Below are 19,604 nucleotides of genomic sequence, written 5' to 3'. Positions count from 1 at the left end.
TTTAATAGCCACTCTATCATATGAATCCAGATGATTTAGCAACTTAGCGGCAAGATTTGAAAGAGATGCGAAAAAAAACAATTTTTTCGTTGACTATTTGCGCAGAAATGAGTTAAACGTAGAGGCACGCAAGCACACGAGTTACGCAAGATTTCTATGATTAATAACAGCCTAGTAGTAATGACCACCACCATTATTATTACCGACATTACGCATGTTGGGGCAGGCTGCTGAGCGTAAAAAATTCACAAAAAAGGCCTGTATCCCAACCGATACAGGCCTTTTTTTATACCAATTTTCAGAGAATTTGGAGGAAGGGATGCGAGTATTAAAGTTTGGAGGTTCATCGTTAGCAGATGCTGACCGTTTTTTAAGAGCGGCAGATATCATTGCCAACAATGCACAACAGGAAGAAGTGGCCGTCGTTCTTTCTGCTCCTGGAAAAACAACCAATAAACTGGTTGCGGTGATTGAAAGCGCACTACGCAATGGCGAAGCCGAGTTACAAATTACCGAGCTGGAAACGTCATTCCAAGTGCTGTTTGAGGACATCAAAGCGGTCCTGCCTGCTATCGATGGCAGCGCGTTTGATAACCAGGTTCGCACATCGATGTCTCAGCTGCGTCAGTTTGTCCACGGCATTAACCTGCTTGGTATGTGCCCGGATAATGTCAATGCTCGCATTATCAGCAAAGGAGAGCGCGTTTCCATCCAACTGATGAAAGCCGTCATGGAAGCCAAAGGTCTGGCGGCAAACCTTATTGATCCAGTTAAATACCTGCTGGCAAAAGGTGATTATCTGGAAGCAATGGTGGATGTTGAAGCGTCGACTCAGCACTTCAAGCAAAACCCACTGCCAGCCAATCATGTCAACATCATGCCGGGTTTCACTGCGAGTAACAAAAAAGGTGAACTGGTTTGCCTTGGCCGCAATGGTTCGGACTATTCTGCGGCGGTCCTGGCCGCGTGTCTGCGCGCCGAGTGCTGCGAGATCTGGACTGACGTTGACGGGGTTTACAACTGTGACCCGCGCTTGGTTGACGATGCTCGTCTGCTGAAATCCCTGAGTTATCAGGAAGCGATGGAGCTCTCTTATTTCGGAGCGTCCGTCTTGCATCCGAAAACCATCGCACCGATTGCTCAGTTCCACATTCCTTGCCTGATTAAAAACAGCTTCAACCCGCAAGGTCCGGGCACTCTGATCGGCCAGGATACTGGTGAAGATAAGCTGGCAATCAAAGGCATTACCACGCTGAATAACCTGACCATGGTGAACGTTTCCGGCCCGGGCATGAAAGGCATGGTTGGCATGGCGAGCCGAGTATTTGGTGCGATGTCTGCCGCGGGCGTATCGATTGTGCTCATCACGCAGTCGTCCTCTGAATACAGCATCAGCTTCTGTATTGAAGCGGAGCACAAACAACTGGCACAACAAGCGTTGGCGGAAACCTTTGAGCTGGAGCTGAAAGATGGCCTGCTTGAACCGGTCGAATTTATGGAAGATCTGTCGATCATCACACTGGTGGGTGACGGTATGCGCACATCTCGCGGTGTCGCGTCGCAGTTCTTCGCCTCGCTGACTGAAGCGCACGTTAATATTGTCGCGATTGCGCAAGGCTCATCTGAGCGCGCGATCTCTGCAGTGATCCCGGAAGACAAAGTGTCTTCAGCGATCAAAGCGTGTCACGAGAACCTGTTCAACTCGAAACACTTCCTGGATGTGTTTGTGGTGGGCATCGGTGGCGTGGGTGGTGAGTTGGTGGATCAGATCCATCGTCAGCAAGCCAAACTGGCCGATAAAGGCATTGTGATTCGTGTGTGTGGCCTCGCCAACAGTAAAGGGTTGCTGCTTGATAGCGAAGGTCTGCCGCTGGATCACTGGCGCGATCGCATGACCGCTGCGACCGAAGAATTCTCACTGGCGCGTCTGATTGCCCTTGTTCAACGTAACCACATCATTAACCCGGTGCTGGTTGACTGTACGTCGAGCGATGAAATTGCCAGCCAGTATGCAGATTTCCTGGCCGCGGGTTTCCACGTCGTGACACCAAACAAAAAAGCCAACACCGCCAGCATGGCTTACTACTACCAGCTACGCGAAGTTGCGCGTCATTCGCGTCGTAAGTTGATGTACGAAACAACCGTTGGTGCTGGCCTGCCGGTGATCGAAAACCTGCAAAACCTGATTGCGGCAGGTGATGAACTGGAAAAATTCAACGGCATTTTGTCGGGCTCGTTGTCGTTTATCTTCGGCAAACTGGATGAAGGATTGTCGTTCAGTCAGGCAACCACGGTCGCGAAAGACAAAGGCTTTACTGAGCCGGATCCGCGTGACGATCTGTCGGGTATGGATGTGGCGCGCAAACTGCTGATCCTGGCGCGTGAATCCGGCATGGTGTTAGAGCTGGATGACGTGATCGTCGAGCAAGCTCTGCCACCGGGTTTTGATGCCTCGGGCAGTGTTGACGAGTTTATGGCGCGTCTGCCGCAAGCGGATGAATACTTTAAGTCGTTGTGCGATAAAGCTGCACAAGAAGGCAAAGTGTTACGTTATGTGGGCGAGATTGCCGATGGTCAGTGCCGCGTGCGCATTGCCATGGTCGATGAAAATGACCCAATGTTCAAAATTAAAGATGGCGAGAACGCGTTGGCGTTCTACAGCCGCTACTACCAACCAATTCCTCTTGTTCTGCGCGGTTACGGCGCAGGGACAGAAGTGACTGCCGCAGGCGTATTCTCTGATGTGATGCGTACTTTAGGCTGGAAATTAGGGGTTTAATCAATGAGTTCAAGTGATATGAGTGTCGTCGTTTATGCACCGGCATCGATCGGTAACGTCAGTGTCGGGTTCGACGTGCTGGGGGCCGCCGTGTCCCCGATCGACGGCACTCTGCTTGGTGACCGCGTGCAGGTCAAAGCAGGCAGCGAACCATTCACACTGAAAACCGCGGGCAGTTTTGTCTCTAAGCTGCCAACGGATCCGAAAGAAAACATCGTGTACGATTGTTGGACCGTGTTTGCGCGCGAGCTGGATAAAAAGCAAATTGCGCTCAAACCGCTGGAAATGACGTTGGAGAAAAACATGCCGATCGGCTCGGGACTGGGTTCCAGTGCCTGTTCGATCGTGGCGGCACTCGATGCCCTTAACCGCTTCCATGGCCAACCACTGAATGAAACTGAGCTGCTGGCACTGATGGGGGAAATGGAAGGCAAGATCTCCGGTGGTGTGCATTACGACAACGTGGCACCTTGCTATCTGGGCGGCGTACAACTCATGCTGGAAGAACTCGGCATCATCAGTCAGGAAGTGCCGTGTTTTGATGACTGGTACTGGGTGATGGCGTATCCGGGGATCAAAGTATCCACCGCGGAAGCGCGTGCGATTCTGCCTTCTCAATATCGTCGTCAGGATATCATCGCTCACGGACGCTATCTGGCGGGCTTTATTCACGCTTGCCATACCAACCTGCCAGAGCTGGCGGCGAAGATGATCAAAGACGTGATCGCGGAGCCGTATCGTGAGAAACTGCTGCCTGGCTTTGCCGATGCGCGTAAATACGCGGCCTCTGCAGGAGCACTGGCGACCGGGATATCAGGCAGTGGTCCAACGCTGTTTAGCGTATGCAAAGATAAAGATGTCGCAGAGCGTGTCGCTCGTTGGCTTGAACAAAACTACGTCCAAAATGAAGAAGGATTCGTACACATTTGTCGCCTCGACAAGAACGGTTCGAAAGTTACAGGAAGTGAGCTATGAAGCTTTACAACATAAAAGAAAATGATGAACAAGTCTCCTTTGGCCAAGCCGTGCGCCAAGGATTAGGCCGCAACCAAGGCCTGTTTTTCCCGTCGGAATTGCCAAAGTTTGACGACATTGATGCACTGCTGGCGGAAGATTTCGTCTCTCGCAGCACCAAAATTCTGTCTGCGCTGATTGGCGATGAGCTACCGGAAGAAAAAGTGAATGCGATGGTGGATGCGGCCTTCCAATTCCCTGCGCCCATAAAGTCAGTTAAAGACGGCGTTTATGCGCTGGAGCTGTTCCATGGTCCAACGCTGGCGTTTAAAGATTTTGGTGGTCGTTTTATGGCCCAATCTCTGGCAGCGGTTTCTAACGGCGGTAAGATCACCATTCTGACCGCAACATCGGGTGATACCGGTGCGGCGGTTGCCCACGCCTTCTACGGCATGGAAGACATCAACGTGGTGATTCTGTATCCGAAAGGCAAGATCAGCCCATTGCAAGAGAAGCTGTTCTGTACGCTGGGTAAGAACATTCATACTGTGGCCATCAATGGCGACTTTGATGCTTGTCAGGCGTTAGTGAAAAAAGCGTTTGATGATGCTGAACTGCGTCAGCAGATCGGCCTCAACTCCGCGAACTCTATCAACATCAGCCGCCTGATGGCGCAAATCTGTTACTACTTTGAAGCGGCATCGCAGATGAGCAAGGCAGAGCGCGAGAACCTGGTGATTTCGGTCCCGAGTGGTAACTTTGGTAATCTGACTGCAGGCCTGCTGGCCAAAGCGCTGGGTCTGCCGATCAAACGTTTCATTGCCGCAACGAACGCCAACGACACTGTGCCTCGTTATCTGGAAACTGGTAAATGGGATCCAAAACCGACGGTCGCAACCACATCGAATGCGATGGATGTAAGCCAGCCAAACAACTGGCCACGCATTGAAGAGCTGTGCCGCCTGAAAGATTGGGGCCTGGAAACATTGGGCAAAGGTGCGGTGCTTGATCACGAGAGCGCGCAATCAGTACAAGAGCTCAATGAACTGGGCTATTTGTGTGAACCACATGGCGCGATCGCTTACCGGGTACTCAGCGAGCAACTGCAACCGGGCGAAACCGGTCTGTTCTTGTGTACAGCGCATCCCGCGAAATTCAAAGAAGTCGTCGATGAGATTTTAGGTACGGATATCGAACTGCCCGCGCCGCTCGCCAAACATGCGGTGATGGAGCTGTTGTCAGTCGATCTCGATAATGACTTTGATGCTCTGAAAGCCTTGTTGGTAAAAGTGCAGCCTTAATCGGCCTGATGAATCATGCGGAACCAAGGTTAACTTGAGCTTTGGTTACCGTTGCCAGCAGAGAGAATAAAAAAAGCGGCGCCTTAGGCACCGCTTTTTTCATGCATCTGAGATTATAGTGACTCAGTAAAAGTACGCGCGATAACGTCGCGTTGCTGTTCTGGAGTCAGAGAGTTGAAACGTACCGCGTAGCCTGACACGCGAATGGTCAGCTGTGGGTATTTTTCTGGGTTTGCTACGGCATCTTCCAGAGTTTCACGTTTTAGTACGTTCACGTTCAGGTGTTGGCCACCTTCGATACGAGGCGCTGTTTCAATCGCTACTTCACGGCTTTCGAATTCGCCCAGTTCGTTCAATGCGACAACCTGATCAGCTTCGTAGCCAGCGACTGCAGCAACACAACGCGCTTCATTCGCTTCATTGTCGATTAGCCAAATTGAGTTAAGTAGGTCATCATTAGCGGCTTTAGTAATTTGGATACCTTGGATCATCACTATCTCCTAGTCCACAAACGTGGCAATTATTGGTGTTAATTTTCAAATCTTGTTGAGCTTCGTATTATATAACCAATATCCTTAAAGATAGTATTGATTTAAGTCAAAAAACAACAATAAACCTTATTTTTATCAAGGTGAATAATTTGATTTTGGTCAATAAGTTGTTTAAAAACAAACTAATTACAATTTATTTTAAATGTTAAAACAAATTTTAACTGTATTTTGTTGTAATTTTACTACAAAAATAATCGTCAACTTGACTTGGATAACGCAAGATCAGGCAGTTAGGCGGTAGAACTGAAAGTGTAAAGTGATTAAATGACAAACAGTAAAATCGATTTTGGGAAGAAGTTCATCGGCGCACATGTGTCGGCCTCAGGTGGTGTTGATCAGGCACCAGTGCGCGCCAAAGAGATTGGTGCTAATGCGTTTGCACTGTTTACTAAGAATCAACGCCAGTGGGTGGCGAAGCCGCTCGAAGCGGCCACGATTCGTGCCTTTAAAGCGAATTGTCAGCGTTTGGGATTTGCCGCAGAACACATTCTGCCGCACGACTCGTACCTGATTAACCTTGGAGCTCCGGAAGCTGACAAGCTGGAGAAGTCACGCGAAGCATTTATCGATGAAATGCAGCGCTGTCAGCAATTGGGGCTAACGTTACTCAACTTCCATCCGGGTAGCCACCTAAAGCAGGTGAGTGAAGCGGAGTGTCTGCGTACGATTGCGGAATCGATCAATATCGCACATCAGGCAGTTCCTGAGGTGATTGCGGTGATTGAAAACACCGCCGGGCAGGGGACCAACCTCGGGTGGCGTTTTGAGCATCTGGCCGAAATTATTGATCAGGTTGAAGATAAGGCGCGTGTCGGCGTGTGTCTCGATACCTGCCACACGTTTGCTGCGGGTTACGATCTACGCGCCCCTGAAGCATGTGAAGCCACGTTTGCCGAGTTCGAGCGTATTGTGGGCATGCACTATTTAAGGGCAATGCATATCAATGACTCAAAGTCTGTTCATGGCAGCCGCGTTGACCGCCACCATTCATTGGGTAAAGGGGAGATCGGCTGGAGCTGCTTTGAATACATCGCAAAAGATCCCCGTTTCAATGGTATCCCATTGATTTTGGAGACAATCGATCCTGATATTTGGGCCGATGAGATCAATGCGTTGCGAGAAATTCATTTGCAGAATTTATAATTCCGACTTAATTCACAATATTGGCATCTTTCTTTCATTACATTTTCATGTAAGTGTCATGTCAGTAAGGATGTCAATATGAACGCACCTAAATCGCTCGCCGTTAACTCAGTCGCTCGTTCTGTGCCACGCATGCCGGTCCCCAATCGTCATGTGAATGGGCAGGGACATCATCGTTCTCCACAACGTAGTCGTCCTCATCATTGATGAGCATGGCCGGAATGCGCACTGAGTCATCACTGATGCCTGACGTCTGAGAAGAAATCAGGGTACAATCGCCCTTATTCTTCAAGTAATAAGGATCTTTTATGACTCAGTCACTGACCTGGCATGACGTTATTGGTGCCGAGAAGCAGCAAGACTATTTTCAGCAGACTCTCGCATTCGTTGAACAACAACGACAGGCGGGCAAGGTAATTTTCCCTCCGGCGAAAGACGTATTTAACGCATTTCGCTTCACGGAATTTAACCAGGTGAAAGTGGTGATTCTCGGCCAAGACCCTTATCACGGGCCTAATCAGGCTCACGGGCTGTGTTTTTCCGTGCAACCCGGCATCAAAACTCCCCCTTCGTTGGTCAACATGTATAAGGAACTGGCACAGGATATTCCTGGCTTTCAGATCCCGAACCATGGCTATCTCAAAAGCTGGGCCGAGCAGGGCGTTTTGCTTCTCAACACCGTACTGACCGTCGAACAAGGTCAAGCGCATTCGCACGCCAATACTGGCTGGGAAACCTTCACTGATCGCGTGATTGATGCTCTCAATCAGAATGGCCAGGGGATTGTGTTTCTGCTGTGGGGCTCGCACGCTCAGAAGAAAGGCCGCATGATCGATCGTCAGCGGCACCATGTGCTGATGGCTCCGCACCCGTCGCCACTTTCTGCCCATCGCGGTTTTTTGGGTTGTCGTCACTTTTCACAAACCAATCAGTTGCTTGAGCAGCAAGGTAAAGCGCCAATCAACTGGCAGCCACAGCTTGACTAATGCGTTAATTGGTGTTTTTTCGACCAGAATCAAAGCGTGTTTTTGAATCCTTATATACACTTACATAAAGTATGTGTAAGGGAGAAACACGATGATGATTGAGAGAATCAGACGCGAGCATGGCTACATGACTCGGCTATTGGCGATACTGCGCGACAAGCTGCAATTGCTTAAAGCCGAACAAGCCATCAATTATAGCTTGGTAAAAGAGATCGTTGATTACCTTGCCAGTCACTCTGAAACCGTCCATCACCCGAAAGAGGACATCATTTACCGCTACTATATGCAGCATTATGGTGAACACCACACGGTGGCCGATCTGGAGAAAGAGCACATGGTGCTTTCCGAGCAGACACATGCTTTCCTCAATATCATTGAGATGATTCTGCAGGATGCGGTTGTGCCGCAAGAGGTGATTATCGAGAAACTGGAAAGCTTTATCAGTGCGCAGCGCCGCCATCTGGAAATGGAAGAGCAGTCCATTCTGCCACTGATCAATCGCACGTTTACCGTTGCCGATTGGCAGAAAGTGGAGTCGCAATGGAACGAAAATGAAGATGATCCGGTGTTTGGTGAGACTATCGCCGAACGTTTTGCTCAGCTGGCCCGCCGAGTGCGGAAAAGCGAATCCGAGTGCACCTGATAGCGCAAGGAGATAAATAATAAAAAGGCACCGAGCGGTGCCTTTTTATTTCATAATTTGATGTCGTCAATCTCCAGACAGATATCCATATCGAGAAGCTCTTTCTCCAATCGCTTCTTGTCTCGAATGGCTTCGATCTCTCTCCACATGCGCTTTACCGGTTTCGCTCGGTTGGCGCGGATTTTCGTGATTTCCCTATCCAACAGTTCATCGAAGTGCAAGTCATCCATAATCTAGCCTCATTGTCGTTGTTGTCATTCCATGAGTGCTGTCTAAATAGCACAGTTAGCCGCAGCGTAACTTTGATTTGTTTCTCATTTGTTTCGTTTTGATGAAGCTTTGATGAGTTTTTCAACTGGAATTCACACTTTTCTGACGGAAATTTTGAGTAAAAAATCAGCAATTGAACTGCGCAAACGTTTTTATTGCGTTCGGCAGGTTGTTAACAAGGTGTTGAAGAGTTCGTGCCAGAATGATTGAGTGGTTGTTTTTTGTTCATTTGATTTCAAAATATGACTTTTTGCTGACAAATTTCCCGGCCTGAACGTCCCATCCCTTTATTCTCAGGGGATGAGATTAAGTTTATGCAATAAGGTTTTTATGGTTGCTTTTTGCTCTAAAATGTTGCGATGTGTGTGGTGTTTTGTTCTAATTTTGTGTTGTTTTTGATTGATTGCGTGTTAATGAATGGTGATTTTATAGTAAAAAATAACAATTAAAAGCATGTTGTTGCATATTGATTTTTACTACCTCAGGTTGCATTATCCGCCCGTCAAAAATACGCTGGTTTATTTTGACGGTCATTCTGACTGGCAAAACGACATCAAATGTAACCACAATTCTGATAATTTCGCGGGACGCGAAAGTGCATTTGCCGTGCTGGCTTTAGCTCAGATCAGCGCAATCACTCTACGAGAGGTACTTGTGACAGACTTAATCAATTTAATGAACGATCTGCTTTGGGGATCGATTCTGGTTTATCTTTTAGTGGGTGTAGGTATTTACTTCACTCTACGTTTAGGCTTCATCCAATTCCGTCATTTCGGCCACATGTTCAGCGTGTTGAAGAACAGTCGAAAAGAGGACAATGCTGGTATTTCTTCTTTCCAAGCCCTTTGTACCAGTCTGGCTGCCCGTGTGGGTACCGGTAATATGGCCGGTGTGGCTGTCGCTCTGACCGCTGGTGGTCCGGGTGCTATTTTCTGGATGTGGATGACGGCTTGCCTGGGTATGGCGACCTCTTTTGCGGAAAGTACGCTGGCGCAGCTGTACAAAACCCGCGATAAAGACGGTAACTACCGCGGTGGTCCGGCTTACTACATGGAAAAAGGCCTGGGCATGCGCTGGATGGGCGTGCTGTTCTCTATCTTCCTGATCATTGCATTTGGTCTGGTGTTCAACGCTGTACAAGCGAACTCCATCACTAACGCGATGAACACCGCATTTGGCTACGAACCGCTCTACGTTGGTATTGCGATTGTTCTGCTGTCTGCGTTCGTTATCTTCGGTGGTATCCGTAAGATCGCGCGCACCGCGGAAATCATTGTGCCGTTCATGGCGCTGGCGTACATTGCGATTGCCCTGTTCGTCGTGTTCATGAACCTTGAAAAACTGCCGGCCGTATTCAGCCTAGTGATCAAGAGCGCGTTTGGCTTCCAGCAAGCCGCTGCTGGTGGTCTGGGCTACGCGATTGCCCAGGCGATGATTAACGGTGTGAAACGTGGCCTGTTCTCGAACGAAGCCGGTATGGGTTCTGCGCCAAACGCAGCGGCATCCGCAACTCCATATCCACCACACCCTGCTTCTCAGGGCTACGTGCAGATGCTGGGTGTGTTTGTCGATACGATCGTAATCTGTTCGGCTACCGTTGCTATCATCCTGATGTCGGGTGAATACGTACCACATGGTGAAATTACCGGTATCGAGCTGACACAGCGCGCGCTGAGTTCACAAGTGGGTAGCTGGGGCTCTATTTTCGTGGCGTTTGCGATCTTCTTCTTCGCGTTCACCTCGATCATTGCTAACTATTCGTATGCAGAAACCAACCTGATTTTCCTTGAGCACAACAACAAGAAAGGTTTGGTGGTCTTCCGCCTGATCTTCCTGAGCATGGTGATGTTCGGCTCTCTGGCAACGCTGCCGACCGTTTGGTCAATGGCTGACGTGTCGATGGGTCTGATGGCGATTGTTAACCTGGTAGCGATTCTGTTGCTGTCTGGCATTGTGATTAAGCTGGCGAAAGACTACAACCGCCAGTTGAAAGCGGGCAAAGTGCCGACTTTTGATGCCAATGAATACCCTGAGCTAAAATCTCAGCTGGAAGACGGTATCTGGGACAACAACAAAAAGTCTTAATAGACAGCATCAATACCAGAGATTGGAAGAGCCATGCAGACAATGCATGGCTTTTTTTGTAGGCTATAGAAAGCTCAACCAATCAAAGAATTAGGATAAGACAATGCTGATTGTGGTTTCACCTGCAAAAACACTGGATTATGAATCGCCGCTGCCAAGCGAGCGCCACACACAACCGGAACTGACCCAGCACTCAAAAGCACTGATTGAGGTGTGCAGTAAACTGACACCAGCGGACATTTCCGCGCTGATGAAGGTGAGCGATAAAATTGCCGGACTCAACGTTGCTCGCTTTGCTGAGTGGAGTGAGACTTTCACCTTTGAAAACGCCCGCCAGGCGATTTTTGCCTTCAAAGGGGACGTGTACACCGGGCTTGAGGCTGAGACGCTAAGCGATGATGATCTGAGCTTTGCACAGTCACATCTACGCATGTTGTCTGGCCTGTATGGTCTGTTGAAGCCGCTGGACCTGATGCAGCCTTACCGTTTGGAGATGGGCACCAAGCTGGCGAACGATCGTGGCAGTAACCTTTACCAGTTCTGGGGCAATGTCATTACTGACAAGCTCAATGAAGCGATTGCCGCTCAAGGCGACAACGTGCTGGTCAATCTGGCATCCAATGAATATTTCAAAGCGGTCAATACTAAACAACTGGACGCGCAGGTCATCACGCCAGTGTTCAAAGACTGCAAAAATGGTCAGTACAAAGTGATCAGTTTCTACGCCAAAAAGGCGCGCGGCATGATGGCTCGTTACATTATTGAAAACCGTATTGAGTCGGTAAAACAGCTGGAAGCGTTTGATACCGCTGGCTACTATTTTGTGGCGGCAGAATCGACCGCTACTGAACTGGTGTTCAAGCGCGAAGAACAGTAATCGTTACGCACAGGAGAGTTTGCTATGTGGGCATGGATGAAGGCAATGATCGCACGCTACGATGCCTGGTGTCGGGCCATGGGGCTGACGCCGGACCAAAAACGCTGCTGCGTACCATACCGTAAAGACCCGGCGCACGATCAAGATGGCGATAAAGTCTGAGGTCCGCCTGTTCGACACCCATTGTCATTTCGATTTTGATGCGTTTGCCAGTGATTTCCCGACCGAGATATCGCTGGCACAACAAGCTGGGGTTGAACGTTTTCTCATTCCCTCTATTGGGCCGCAGAACTGGCAACGTGTTGCGCAGTTGGCTGAGCAGTTTCCCGGTGCGATTTATTACGCACTGGGTTTTCATCCCTATTTTCTTCAATCAGATTGGCACAATCTGCTAGCCAGACTGGAACGTGAACTCAGTGTGCGCAATGAGGCATGTATCGCGCTCGGTGAAATGGGGCTTGATGGCATGATTGCTGTCGATGCCCAGTTGCAGGAACAGTTATTAATTGGGCAACTGGCAATCGCGCAGAGTGCGCAACTGCCCGTTATTCTGCATAGCCGAAAAACGCACAATCGCTTGCTGCAATTGCTTAAACAAACCCGTTTTCAATACGGCGGGGTGTTGCACGCTTTTTCCGGCAGTGTGCAACAGGCGCAGCAGTTTATTGCTTTGGGATTTCACATCGGTGTCGGTGGTGTCATCACCTATCCACGTGCCAATAAAACGCGTCAGGCTGTGGCGGTGTTGCCGATTGAGTCGTTGGTGCTGGAAACAGATGCTCCCGATATGCCGTTGTCAGGCTTGCAGGGACAACCCAACCATCCGCGTTATCTGCCGCAGGTACTTGATGCTTTAGCGCAGCTTCGCAATGAAGACCCACATCAACTGGCGCAGCAGCTGTGGGATAACAGTTTACGCGTGTTTGGCATATCTGAAGCGTGAGTGACAGTTCTTATCTGAAGGATAAGGTAAAGGGCACGATATGTGCCCTTTACTATTTGGTGGTTACTCGCGTTCTTTGGTGTAAGGCACACCAATTGCTTTTGGTGCTACCGCTTTACCAATAAAGCCAGCCAGTAGGAAGACGGTCAGTATATAAGGCGAAGCTTCGATTGCCTGGACCGGAATGGGGAAATCACCAATCGAGACCCCTTGCAAGCGAATCGCCAGTGCGTCGAGAAAGCCGAACAACAAACAGGCCGCCATCGCTGTCACAGGCCGCCATTTCCCGAAAATCAGCGCGGCGAGGGCCATATAGCCCTTACCAGCACTCATATTTGGAATGAACTGCGCCGTCTGGCCGACCGACAAATACACGCCGCCCAGACCGACCAACAGGCCACAGATCACCATGGCGCTGTAACGCATGCCGACAACCGAAATCCCCGCGGTATCGACCGCAGCAGGGGACTCACCGACCGCGCGCAAGCGCAGACCAAAGCGGGTCTTGAACAGCACATACCAAGCGGTTGGTACCGCCAGAAAGGCTATGTATTCAATGATTGAGTGGCCGCTGACCAACTCGGAGTACAGCAGTCCAATCACAGGCGTATCCTGAACGGCATCTGCACCTGGCAGGGTGAGCGGCGCAAAACGCGCATCGCCTGAGAGCGTGGGCGTCTGGCCGCCCTGTCCAAACCAGTAACGGCCGAGGGTAATGGTCAAGCCTGTCGCCAGAATGTTGATGGCCATGCCGCTGACGACCTGTTCGCCGCGGTGGGTAATAGAGGCAAAGCCGTGCAGCAGCGCGAGCAGGATGGAAACACCGACACCCGCCAGCAAACCAAGCCAGGCTGAGCCTGTTACAGAGGCGGTCGCCGCACCGGCAAATGCTGAGGCGAGCAGTTTCCCTTCCAGCGCGATGTTTACGACGCCGGAGCGTTCACTGAACATGCCAGCCAAGGCGGCCAGAATCAGCGGTGTCGAGACTCGGACCGTGGCATCGGCCATTAGAATAAAGGTTTCAAACATAGCTTATGCCACTCCTTGTTTTGACTGGCCGAACAGACGTCGGTAGGTGCGTTCCAGCGATGGGCGGAACATGTGCTCCAACGCGCCGGAGAACAGAATCACCAAACCTTGCAAAACGACGACGATATTGCGGTCAACCCCATATTCAAAACTCAGTTCTGCACCGCCCTGATAGAGGAAGCCAAACAGCAAACTCGCCAGCAGGACTCCGACCGGGTGGTTACGACCCATCAGTGCTACGGCAATCCCGGTAAAGCCAAAGCCTTCGACGAAGTTCAGTTTGATTTGGTGCAGCTCGCCTTGCAGAACATTGATGCCAAAGAAACCGGCCAACATGCCAGAAAGCAGCATGGTAATCACAATCACTTTGATGTAGTTAATCCCGGCGTAAGAAGCCGCGGACGCATTGGCGCCGATGGCGCGAATCTCATAGCCCCAACGGGTATGCCAGATAAACAGCCAGACGAAAACACAGCTCAGCAGCGCAAACAAAAAGCTGATGTTGAGTGGGCTTGCGGCCAGTTTTACGCCAAACACAGCCAGCAGTTCATGCATTTTCGGTAACCAGCTTGATACCGAAAACACGCGGCTTTCGGTCGCCATGGTGTTTTCTGGCTTCAGCACATCAACCAACAGATAAGCCATCAGCGAAGAGGCGATGAAATTGAACATGATCGTGGTGATCACGATGTGCGAACCACGTTTCGCCTGCAGGTACGCTGGAATAAACGCCCAGGCCGCACCAAAGGCACCGCCGGCGAGCACCGCAACCGGAAATACCACATACCAAGGCGCGTATTCGCCCAGTGTTAAACAGACTAAGCCGACACCAAGACCACCGATGTAAGCCTGACCTTCTACCCCGATGTTGAACAGGCCAGCATGATAAGCCACCGCAACGGCAAGACCAGTGAAGATAAAGCCCGTAGTGTAGTAGAGGGTGTAACCGAAGCCTTCCGCGTAGCCAAAAGCGCCGGTCCACATGACTTTGATCGCATCGAGCGGATTGATGTCGATGTAGATAAACAGCAGGGCAGAGACCAGAAACGCAACCAGAACATTGATCGCAGGCAGCAACCCTATCGTGACCCAGGCAGGGACATTTGTCTGACTCATACCAAGTTCCCCTGTGATTGTGTTACATGATCCGGCACGATGTTGGCCATCATCAGGCCCAAGGTTTTCTCGTCTGCCAATTTGGCATCCAGTTCACCCACGATCGCGCCGTCAAAGACCACCAGAATGCGATCTGCCAGACTGAGGATCTCGTCGAGTTCCACCGATACCAGCAGGATCGCTTTGCCCGCATCACGGCAGGCGATGATCTGTTGATGGATGTATTCAATCGCGCCGATGTCGACCCCGCGCGTCGGCTGACCAATCAGTAACACATCCGGTTCTTCTTCCATTTCGCGTGCGATCACCAGTTTCTGCTGGTTGCCGCCGGAAAAATTGGCCGTTTTCAGATGGATGTCGTTTGGCCGCACATCCCATTTGTTCATGCTTTCCTGACACAGCGTCGCAATGGCCTGCTTATCTTGCAGCAACCCTTTGTTGTACTTCGGCAGGTTGTGGTAGCCGAGAATGTAAGCTTCTTGCGCTTCAAACTTATTGATCAGTCCCTGTTTGTGGCGATCTTCCGGAATATGGCCGACACCCATCGCACGTACTTGCTGTGGGTCAGCAGGGTGTTGAGGAGAAATCGTGTGACCATTCATCTGGATCGTACCGGACGTCGGTTTGAGGATGCCGGACAACAGCGACAGGATTTCAGACTGACCATTACCGGAAACGCCGGCGATACCCACCAGTTCACCAGCGCGAACGGAGAAGCTGATGTCTTTGACACGCGGAACGCCACTGCTGTCGACATAATTGAGGTGTTCAACCTGCAACAGCGCCTGTTGCGGATGAGGTTCAGACTTTTCGACTTTGAGGCGGACTTTACGCCCCACCATCAGTTCGGCCAGTTCTTCACGATTGGTGTCTGAGGTTTTGACATGGGCGACCATCTGACCCTGACGCATCACCGAGATGTTGTCGGTAATCGCCAGTACTTCACGCAGTTTGTGCGTAATGATGATGACGGTGGTTCCCTGACTGCGTAATTTATCGAGAATGGCAAACAGGTGATCCGCTTCCTGAGGTGTCAGCACGCCAGTGGGTTCATCGAGAATGAGTACGTTAGCGTTGCGATAGAGCGCTTTCAGAATTTCGACGCGCTGCTGTAAGCCAACCGGCAGATCGCCCACCAGGCTGTCGAGCGGGACGTCTAGACCGTAGTCTTTTTCCAGTTGGATAAGCTTTTTGCGCGCTGCACTCAGGCTGTCATTCAATTTCCAGCCGCTTTCCGCGCCCAGAACAATGTTTTCCAAAACGGTGAAGGTATCCACCAACATGAAGTGCTGGTGAACCATGCCGATCCCTGAACCAATCGCATCTTGCGAATTGCTGGGGGAGTATGGGGTGTTGTTGACGCGCATTTCTCCGGCATCAGGCGTGTAGAAGCCGTAGATGATGCTCATGAGCGTCGATTTGCCTGCACCGTTTTCACCGATAATGCCGTGAATGGTTCCGGCCGGGACTTGCAGATCGATTGCGCGGTTGGCATGAACAGCACCAAAACGCTTATCGATCTGTTTAAGTTCGATGGCAAAGTGTTGAGATTGAGTCACACGAAAACTTCCTGAACGAAAATGAGTTTCTTGCCTTTATTGCGCCAAAAGGGGCGCAATATAAATCAATAGACGCCGCTACATCAGCAGCGGCGTATCAGGTTATCCATTGGCCATTTGCCTTGCGGTGTTGCCCGCAAGGCCTGGCTTATATGGATAGTCAGAGTGTTTTAGTAATCACATTTATTGTCTGACATGTAGTCATGGACCTGAATCTTGCCGGCGATGATGTCGGCTTTCAGGCTTTCCATGTAGGACTTCATTTCGTCGGAAATCAGAGGCTTGTTGTACTCGTCGTACGCCCAGTCAACCGCGTTTTCTTTCAGGCCCAGTACCTTGATGCCTGGTTGCCAAGTTCCGTTGATTTCTTCTTTCCAGCTGTCGACAGCCGCCGCACCGACCAGTTTCACCATTGAGGTCAGCATGGTGCCTGGTTGAAGATGGTTTTGGTTTGAGTCCACGCCAATGGCCAGTTTGCCCGCATCGGCTGCTGCTTGGTAAACCCCCAAGCCAGTGCCACCTGCTGCGGCGTAAATCACGTCAGCGCCTTTGGAAAACTGAGATTTCGCCAGCTCTGAACCTTTTGCCGGGTCTGCAAACGCTGCGGGTGTTGAGCCTGTCATGTTCTGCAGAACGGTGATCTGTGGATTGGCGTATTTCGCGCCTTGCTCGTAACCACATTCGAATTTACGGATCAGAGGAATGTCCATACCGCCGACAAAACCGACAACGCCTGATTTAGAGGCTTTCGCGGCCAGTGCGCCAACTAAGAACGAACCTTCGTGTTCTTTAAAGACGATCGATTGTACGTTGGGCTTATCAACCACCATGTCGAGAATGGTGAAGTGGATGTCTGGAAACTCAGTGGCGACTTTCTCGACCGCTGACGCCATGTTGAAACCCACCGCAACAATTGGTGAGAAACCACGGCTCGCCAGACGACGAAGCCCCTGTTCACGTTGAGCTTCGTTCTGAGGCTCAAACTCACGAACTTCAAGGCCTTCGGCCTCCATGACTTTTACGCCGTTCTGATAAACCGCTTCATTGAACGATTTGTCGAATTTGCCTGCGGTATCGTAGATAACGGCAGGTTTTGCTTCTGCGAATACGTGGAAAGAGGAGATTGCGAGAGCAAGGGTAGATATTTTTAGGATGGATTTTTTCACTGTATATATCCCTATGTTACAAAACCACTGTTGTTAAATTGATAATAAAATGTTGACCAATAGGTCAACTCATTGAGCCTACCAATTATAAGTTTATCGTTTGCGCTGCAAAAAAAAGTGCAATAGTTCACATCAAGTCACATTTTTTTTCGAAGAACAAAATATTAGGTTTTGAATTGTTAATCAATTGTTGTTTTTATTAACAATTGATCGGGTGAATAGCAGGATTTGTGTGAGTGTCGTCGCTAAATTAATGTAATCGATTAACTCATTCATGCGTAATAACGAAGTGCTTATAATTTCATATAAAAAATAGCGGGAATGAAATTTCACTGACTAGAATTGAATATCAGAAAGAAAATAAATTTATGGATAAATAAACAGGTCAGACAAAGAAAGCCAAATAAACCGAAAAAACCAGTGAAAACTGTTTCAAATTGGTGTGACTGAGTACACAAGTTTTTATTTGCCAATAATGAGAAAAAACGCAGCGAAATGAAAATAAAAAACGTGAATTTGTCGTTAACGTGCTGCGATCTTTATGGGTTTTAAATTGAGCAAACGGTTGCAGTTAGGTGAGTTCGACGTGTCGGATTTTTTGCACACCAAACCGGTCAAATAGCAACTCTGAACACTATCTACACAATTATTTGTGATTAGCTTCTCAATTATAAATGCAACAAAAAGAGTTTTATCAATATTGCGTGATGCGTGCGTTACTTTTTTTTTGGCGGGTGCGTATAATCCGCTGCGAAAACAAACCAAAGTTTTACACGCCAACAATTAACTTATAAGGAAGTCATAAACTATGAGCCTGTTTATGAGCCTAATCGGTATGGCAGTACTAATTGCAATCGCAGTACTACTGTCTGATAACCGTAAAGCTATTAACTTTAGAACCGTGGGTGGCGCATTTGCTATCCAATTCGCACTCGGTGGTTTCGTTCTTTACGTCCCTTGGGGTCGTGATCTGCTGGCAGGTTTTGCTGCTGGTGTTCAGAGCGTAATCGACTACGGTAAAGATGGTATCGGTTTCCTGTTCGGCAGCCTGGTTAACTTCTCTGTTGACGGTATCGGTTTCATTTTTGCTTTCCAAGTTCTGCCTACAGTAATCTTCTTCTCTGCACTGATCTCAGTTTTGTACTACCTGGGTGTGATGCAGTGGGTTATCAAGATTCTGGGTGGTGGCCTGCAAAAAGCACTAGGCACTTCTCGCGCGGAATCTATGTCTGCAGCAGCAAACATTTTCGTTGGTCAAACTGAAGCACCTCTGGTTGTGCGCCCGTTTGTTCCAAAAATGACTCAGTCTGAGCTGTTTGCAGTAATGTGTGGTGGTCTGGCTTCTGTAGCAGGTGGTGTACTAGCTGGTTACGCATCAATGGGTGTGCCTCTAGAGTACCTGGTTGCAGCGTCATTCATGGCGGCACCTGGTGGTCTGCTGTTCGCGAAAATCATCAAACCTGAAACTGAGGCTCCAGATGAAGAACTGGGAACAGTAGACATCGACGGTGGCGACGACAAACCAGCAAACGTAATCGACGCTGCGGCGGGCGGTGCGTCTATGGGTCTGCAACTGGCACTGAACATCGGCGCAATGCTGCTGGCGTTCATCGGTCTGATCGCTCTGATTAACGGCCTTCTGGGTGGTATCGGTGGTTGGTTCGGTATGCCACAACTGACTCTTGAACTGCTGCTGGGTTGGGTATTCTCTCCACTAGCATTCATCATCGGTGTGCCATGGTCTGAAGCAACTCTTGCCGGTTCATTCATCGGTCAGAAGATCGTAGTAAACGAATTCGTTGCATACCTGAACTTTGTTCCTTACGTGGGCGAAAACGCTCAAGTAGTAGCAGCAACTGGTGCGGTAATGTCTCAGAAGACGGCTGCAATCATCTCCTTCGCTCTGTGTGGTTTCGCGAACCTGTCTTCTATCGCGATCCTGCTGGGCGGTCTGGGTGGTATTGCTCCTAACCGTCGTCACGACATCGCCCGTTTCGGTATGAAAGCTGTGGCTGCTGGTACGCTATCTAACCTGATGGCAGCAACCATTGCTGGCTTCTTCCTGTCTTTCTAAGTTTGTAGAGAAAGATTATATAGACGCCATTTAACATCACCCCGTAGCAAGAGATTGCTGCGGGGTTTTTTTGTTTTCTGGCCATCGAAAATGAGGGCAACGTGTAATGGATTGCACGCTAAATCCAG

Annotated in this window: 18 protein-coding genes and 1 other annotated feature; of the genes, 11 read left to right on the top strand and 7 right to left on the bottom strand. The window is 49.7% G+C overall.

Going from position 1 to position 19,604, the window contains the following annotated elements; translation table 11 throughout:
• Positions 1–169 precede the first annotated feature (169 nt).
• Positions 170–289 (top strand) — a sequence feature (Thr leader region).
• A gap of 30 nt (positions 290–319) precedes the next feature.
• The 3 genes from thrA to thrC are packed head-to-tail and all read left to right on the top strand — an operon-like array spanning position 320 to position 5,034.
• Complete coding sequence (gene thrA / locus JIG40_RS17100) at positions 320–2,779, top strand: bifunctional aspartate kinase/homoserine dehydrogenase I (protein ID WP_199465708.1); 2,460 nt, start codon at positions 320–322, stop codon at positions 2,777–2,779.
• Positions 2,780–2,797: 18 nt separating this feature from the next.
• Positions 2,798–3,754, top strand: coding sequence for a homoserine kinase (gene thrB, locus JIG40_RS17095; protein WP_199465739.1), 957 nt, complete (start codon positions 2,798–2,800; stop codon positions 3,752–3,754).
• Positions 3,751–5,034: a threonine synthase gene (gene thrC / locus JIG40_RS17090; protein ID WP_020330524.1), complete on the top strand. Its 1,284-nt coding sequence runs from the start codon at positions 3,751–3,753 to the stop codon at positions 5,032–5,034. The genes thrB and thrC overlap by 4 nt, the downstream gene beginning before the upstream one ends.
• 113 nt (positions 5,035–5,147) lie before the next feature.
• Here thrC and grcA read toward each other — a convergent pair whose 3' ends face one another.
• Positions 5,148–5,525 carry an autonomous glycyl radical cofactor GrcA gene (gene grcA / locus JIG40_RS17085; RefSeq protein ID WP_024373292.1) on the bottom strand — a complete coding sequence of 126 codons (378 nt, stop codon included), beginning with the start codon at positions 5,523–5,525 and terminating at the stop codon, positions 5,148–5,150.
• A gap of 324 nt (positions 5,526–5,849) precedes the next feature.
• Between grcA and nfo the strand changes: the two genes are divergently transcribed.
• Complete coding sequence (nfo, locus tag JIG40_RS17080) at positions 5,850–6,728, top strand: deoxyribonuclease IV (RefSeq protein ID WP_199465707.1); 879 nt, start codon at positions 5,850–5,852, stop codon at positions 6,726–6,728.
• Between the two features lie 103 nt (positions 6,729–6,831).
• Here nfo and JIG40_RS17075 read toward each other — a convergent pair whose 3' ends face one another.
• Positions 6,832–7,020, bottom strand: a complete 189-nt coding sequence (locus JIG40_RS17075; protein ID WP_020330527.1) for a hypothetical protein — start codon at positions 7,018–7,020, stop codon at positions 6,832–6,834.
• Between the two features lie 16 nt (positions 7,021–7,036).
• On the opposite strand from JIG40_RS17075, the gene ung reads away from it, so the two are divergent.
• Together ung and JIG40_RS17065 are read left to right on the top strand one after the other, a co-directional pair.
• Positions 7,037–7,714, top strand: a complete 678-nt coding sequence (gene ung / locus JIG40_RS17070; protein WP_044362114.1) for a uracil-DNA glycosylase — start codon at positions 7,037–7,039, stop codon at positions 7,712–7,714.
• Positions 7,715–7,805: 91 nt separating this feature from the next.
• On the top strand, positions 7,806–8,357 hold the full coding sequence (locus tag JIG40_RS17065) for a hemerythrin domain-containing protein (protein ID WP_020330529.1): 552 nt from the start codon (positions 7,806–7,808) through the stop codon (positions 8,355–8,357).
• A gap of 50 nt (positions 8,358–8,407) precedes the next feature.
• Here JIG40_RS17065 and JIG40_RS17060 read toward each other — a convergent pair whose 3' ends face one another.
• Entirely contained in the window at positions 8,408–8,587 is a 180-nt protein-coding gene (locus JIG40_RS17060; RefSeq protein WP_020330530.1) for a DUF3545 family protein, read from the bottom strand.
• A 694-nt stretch (positions 8,588–9,281) separates the two neighbouring features.
• Here JIG40_RS17060 and JIG40_RS17055 point away from each other — a divergent pair.
• The 4 genes from JIG40_RS17055 to JIG40_RS17040 all read left to right on the top strand — a co-directional run bounded on the left by JIG40_RS17055 (position 9,282) and on the right by JIG40_RS17040 (position 12,532).
• On the top strand, positions 9,282–10,712 hold the full coding sequence (locus tag JIG40_RS17055) for a sodium:alanine symporter family protein (protein WP_032081785.1): 1,431 nt from the start codon (positions 9,282–9,284) through the stop codon (positions 10,710–10,712).
• 103 nt (positions 10,713–10,815) lie between these two features.
• Entirely contained in the window at positions 10,816–11,589 is a 774-nt protein-coding gene (gene yaaA, locus JIG40_RS17050; protein ID WP_199465706.1) for a peroxide stress protein YaaA, read from the top strand.
• A gap of 24 nt (positions 11,590–11,613) precedes the next feature.
• Positions 11,614–11,751, top strand: coding sequence for a hypothetical protein (locus JIG40_RS17045; RefSeq protein WP_020330534.1), 138 nt, complete (start codon positions 11,614–11,616; stop codon positions 11,749–11,751).
• Positions 11,735–12,532 carry a TatD family hydrolase gene (locus JIG40_RS17040; protein ID WP_199465705.1) on the top strand — a complete coding sequence of 266 codons (798 nt, stop codon included), beginning with the start codon at positions 11,735–11,737 and terminating at the stop codon, positions 12,530–12,532. The genes JIG40_RS17045 and JIG40_RS17040 overlap by 17 nt, the downstream gene beginning before the upstream one ends.
• Before the next feature lie 63 nt (positions 12,533–12,595).
• Here the strand turns inward: JIG40_RS17040 and JIG40_RS17035 are convergent, their stop codons facing one another.
• From JIG40_RS17035 to JIG40_RS17020, 4 genes are all read right to left on the bottom strand, one after another.
• Entirely contained in the window at positions 12,596–13,561 is a 966-nt protein-coding gene (locus tag JIG40_RS17035; RefSeq protein ID WP_158146835.1) for an ABC transporter permease, read from the bottom strand.
• Positions 13,562–13,564: 3 nt separating this feature from the next.
• Positions 13,565–14,677, bottom strand: a complete 1,113-nt coding sequence (locus JIG40_RS17030) for an ABC transporter permease (RefSeq protein WP_199465704.1) — start codon at positions 14,675–14,677, stop codon at positions 13,565–13,567.
• On the bottom strand, positions 14,674–16,236 hold the full coding sequence (locus JIG40_RS17025) for an ABC transporter ATP-binding protein (protein ID WP_199465703.1): 1,563 nt from the start codon (positions 16,234–16,236) through the stop codon (positions 14,674–14,676). Before JIG40_RS17025 ends, JIG40_RS17030 begins: the two co-directional genes overlap by 4 nt.
• A gap of 170 nt (positions 16,237–16,406) precedes the next feature.
• Positions 16,407–17,402, bottom strand: coding sequence for a BMP family ABC transporter substrate-binding protein (locus JIG40_RS17020; RefSeq protein ID WP_199465702.1), 996 nt, complete (start codon positions 17,400–17,402; stop codon positions 16,407–16,409).
• 808 nt (positions 17,403–18,210) lie between these two features.
• Here JIG40_RS17020 and JIG40_RS17015 point away from each other — a divergent pair.
• Positions 18,211–19,476, top strand: a complete 1,266-nt coding sequence (locus tag JIG40_RS17015; protein ID WP_020330540.1) for a NupC/NupG family nucleoside CNT transporter — start codon at positions 18,211–18,213, stop codon at positions 19,474–19,476.
• The last annotated feature ends 128 nt before the right edge of the window (positions 19,477–19,604 follow it).

The sequence above is a fragment of the Vibrio sp. bablab_jr001 genome (assembly GCF_016464285.1).
Classification (GTDB): Bacteria; Pseudomonadota; Gammaproteobacteria; order Enterobacterales; family Vibrionaceae; genus Vibrio; species Vibrio fluvialis.
The sequence above is the reverse complement of the archived record's forward strand: the minus strand, read 5'-3'. Positions and strand labels throughout refer to the sequence as shown.

Coding starts and splice junctions, on each gene's coding strand:
- thrA (WP_199465708.1), top strand. CDS start 320: ATGCGAGTATTAAAGTTTGGAGGTTCATCGTTAGCAGATGCTGACCGT.
- thrB (WP_199465739.1), top strand. CDS start 2,798: ATGAGTGTCGTCGTTTATGCACCGGCATCGATCGGTAACGTCAGTGTC.
- thrC (WP_020330524.1), top strand. CDS start 3,751: ATGAAGCTTTACAACATAAAAGAAAATGATGAACAAGTCTCCTTTGGC.
- grcA (WP_024373292.1), bottom strand. CDS start 5,525: ATGATCCAAGGTATCCAAATTACTAAAGCCGCTAATGATGACCTACTT.
- nfo (WP_199465707.1), top strand. CDS start 5,850: ATGACAAACAGTAAAATCGATTTTGGGAAGAAGTTCATCGGCGCACAT.
- ung (WP_044362114.1), top strand. CDS start 7,037: ATGACTCAGTCACTGACCTGGCATGACGTTATTGGTGCCGAGAAGCAG.
- JIG40_RS17065 (WP_020330529.1), top strand. CDS start 7,806: ATGATGATTGAGAGAATCAGACGCGAGCATGGCTACATGACTCGGCTA.
- JIG40_RS17060 (WP_020330530.1), bottom strand. CDS start 8,587: ATGGATGACTTGCACTTCGATGAACTGTTGGATAGGGAAATCACGAAA.
- yaaA (WP_199465706.1), top strand. CDS start 10,816: ATGCTGATTGTGGTTTCACCTGCAAAAACACTGGATTATGAATCGCCG.
- JIG40_RS17045 (WP_020330534.1), top strand. CDS start 11,614: ATGTGGGCATGGATGAAGGCAATGATCGCACGCTACGATGCCTGGTGT.
- JIG40_RS17040 (WP_199465705.1), top strand. CDS start 11,735: ATGGCGATAAAGTCTGAGGTCCGCCTGTTCGACACCCATTGTCATTTC.
- JIG40_RS17035 (WP_158146835.1), bottom strand. CDS start 13,561: ATGTTTGAAACCTTTATTCTAATGGCCGATGCCACGGTCCGAGTCTCG.
- JIG40_RS17030 (WP_199465704.1), bottom strand. CDS start 14,677: ATGAGTCAGACAAATGTCCCTGCCTGGGTCACGATAGGGTTGCTGCCT.
- JIG40_RS17015 (WP_020330540.1), top strand. CDS start 18,211: ATGAGCCTGTTTATGAGCCTAATCGGTATGGCAGTACTAATTGCAATC.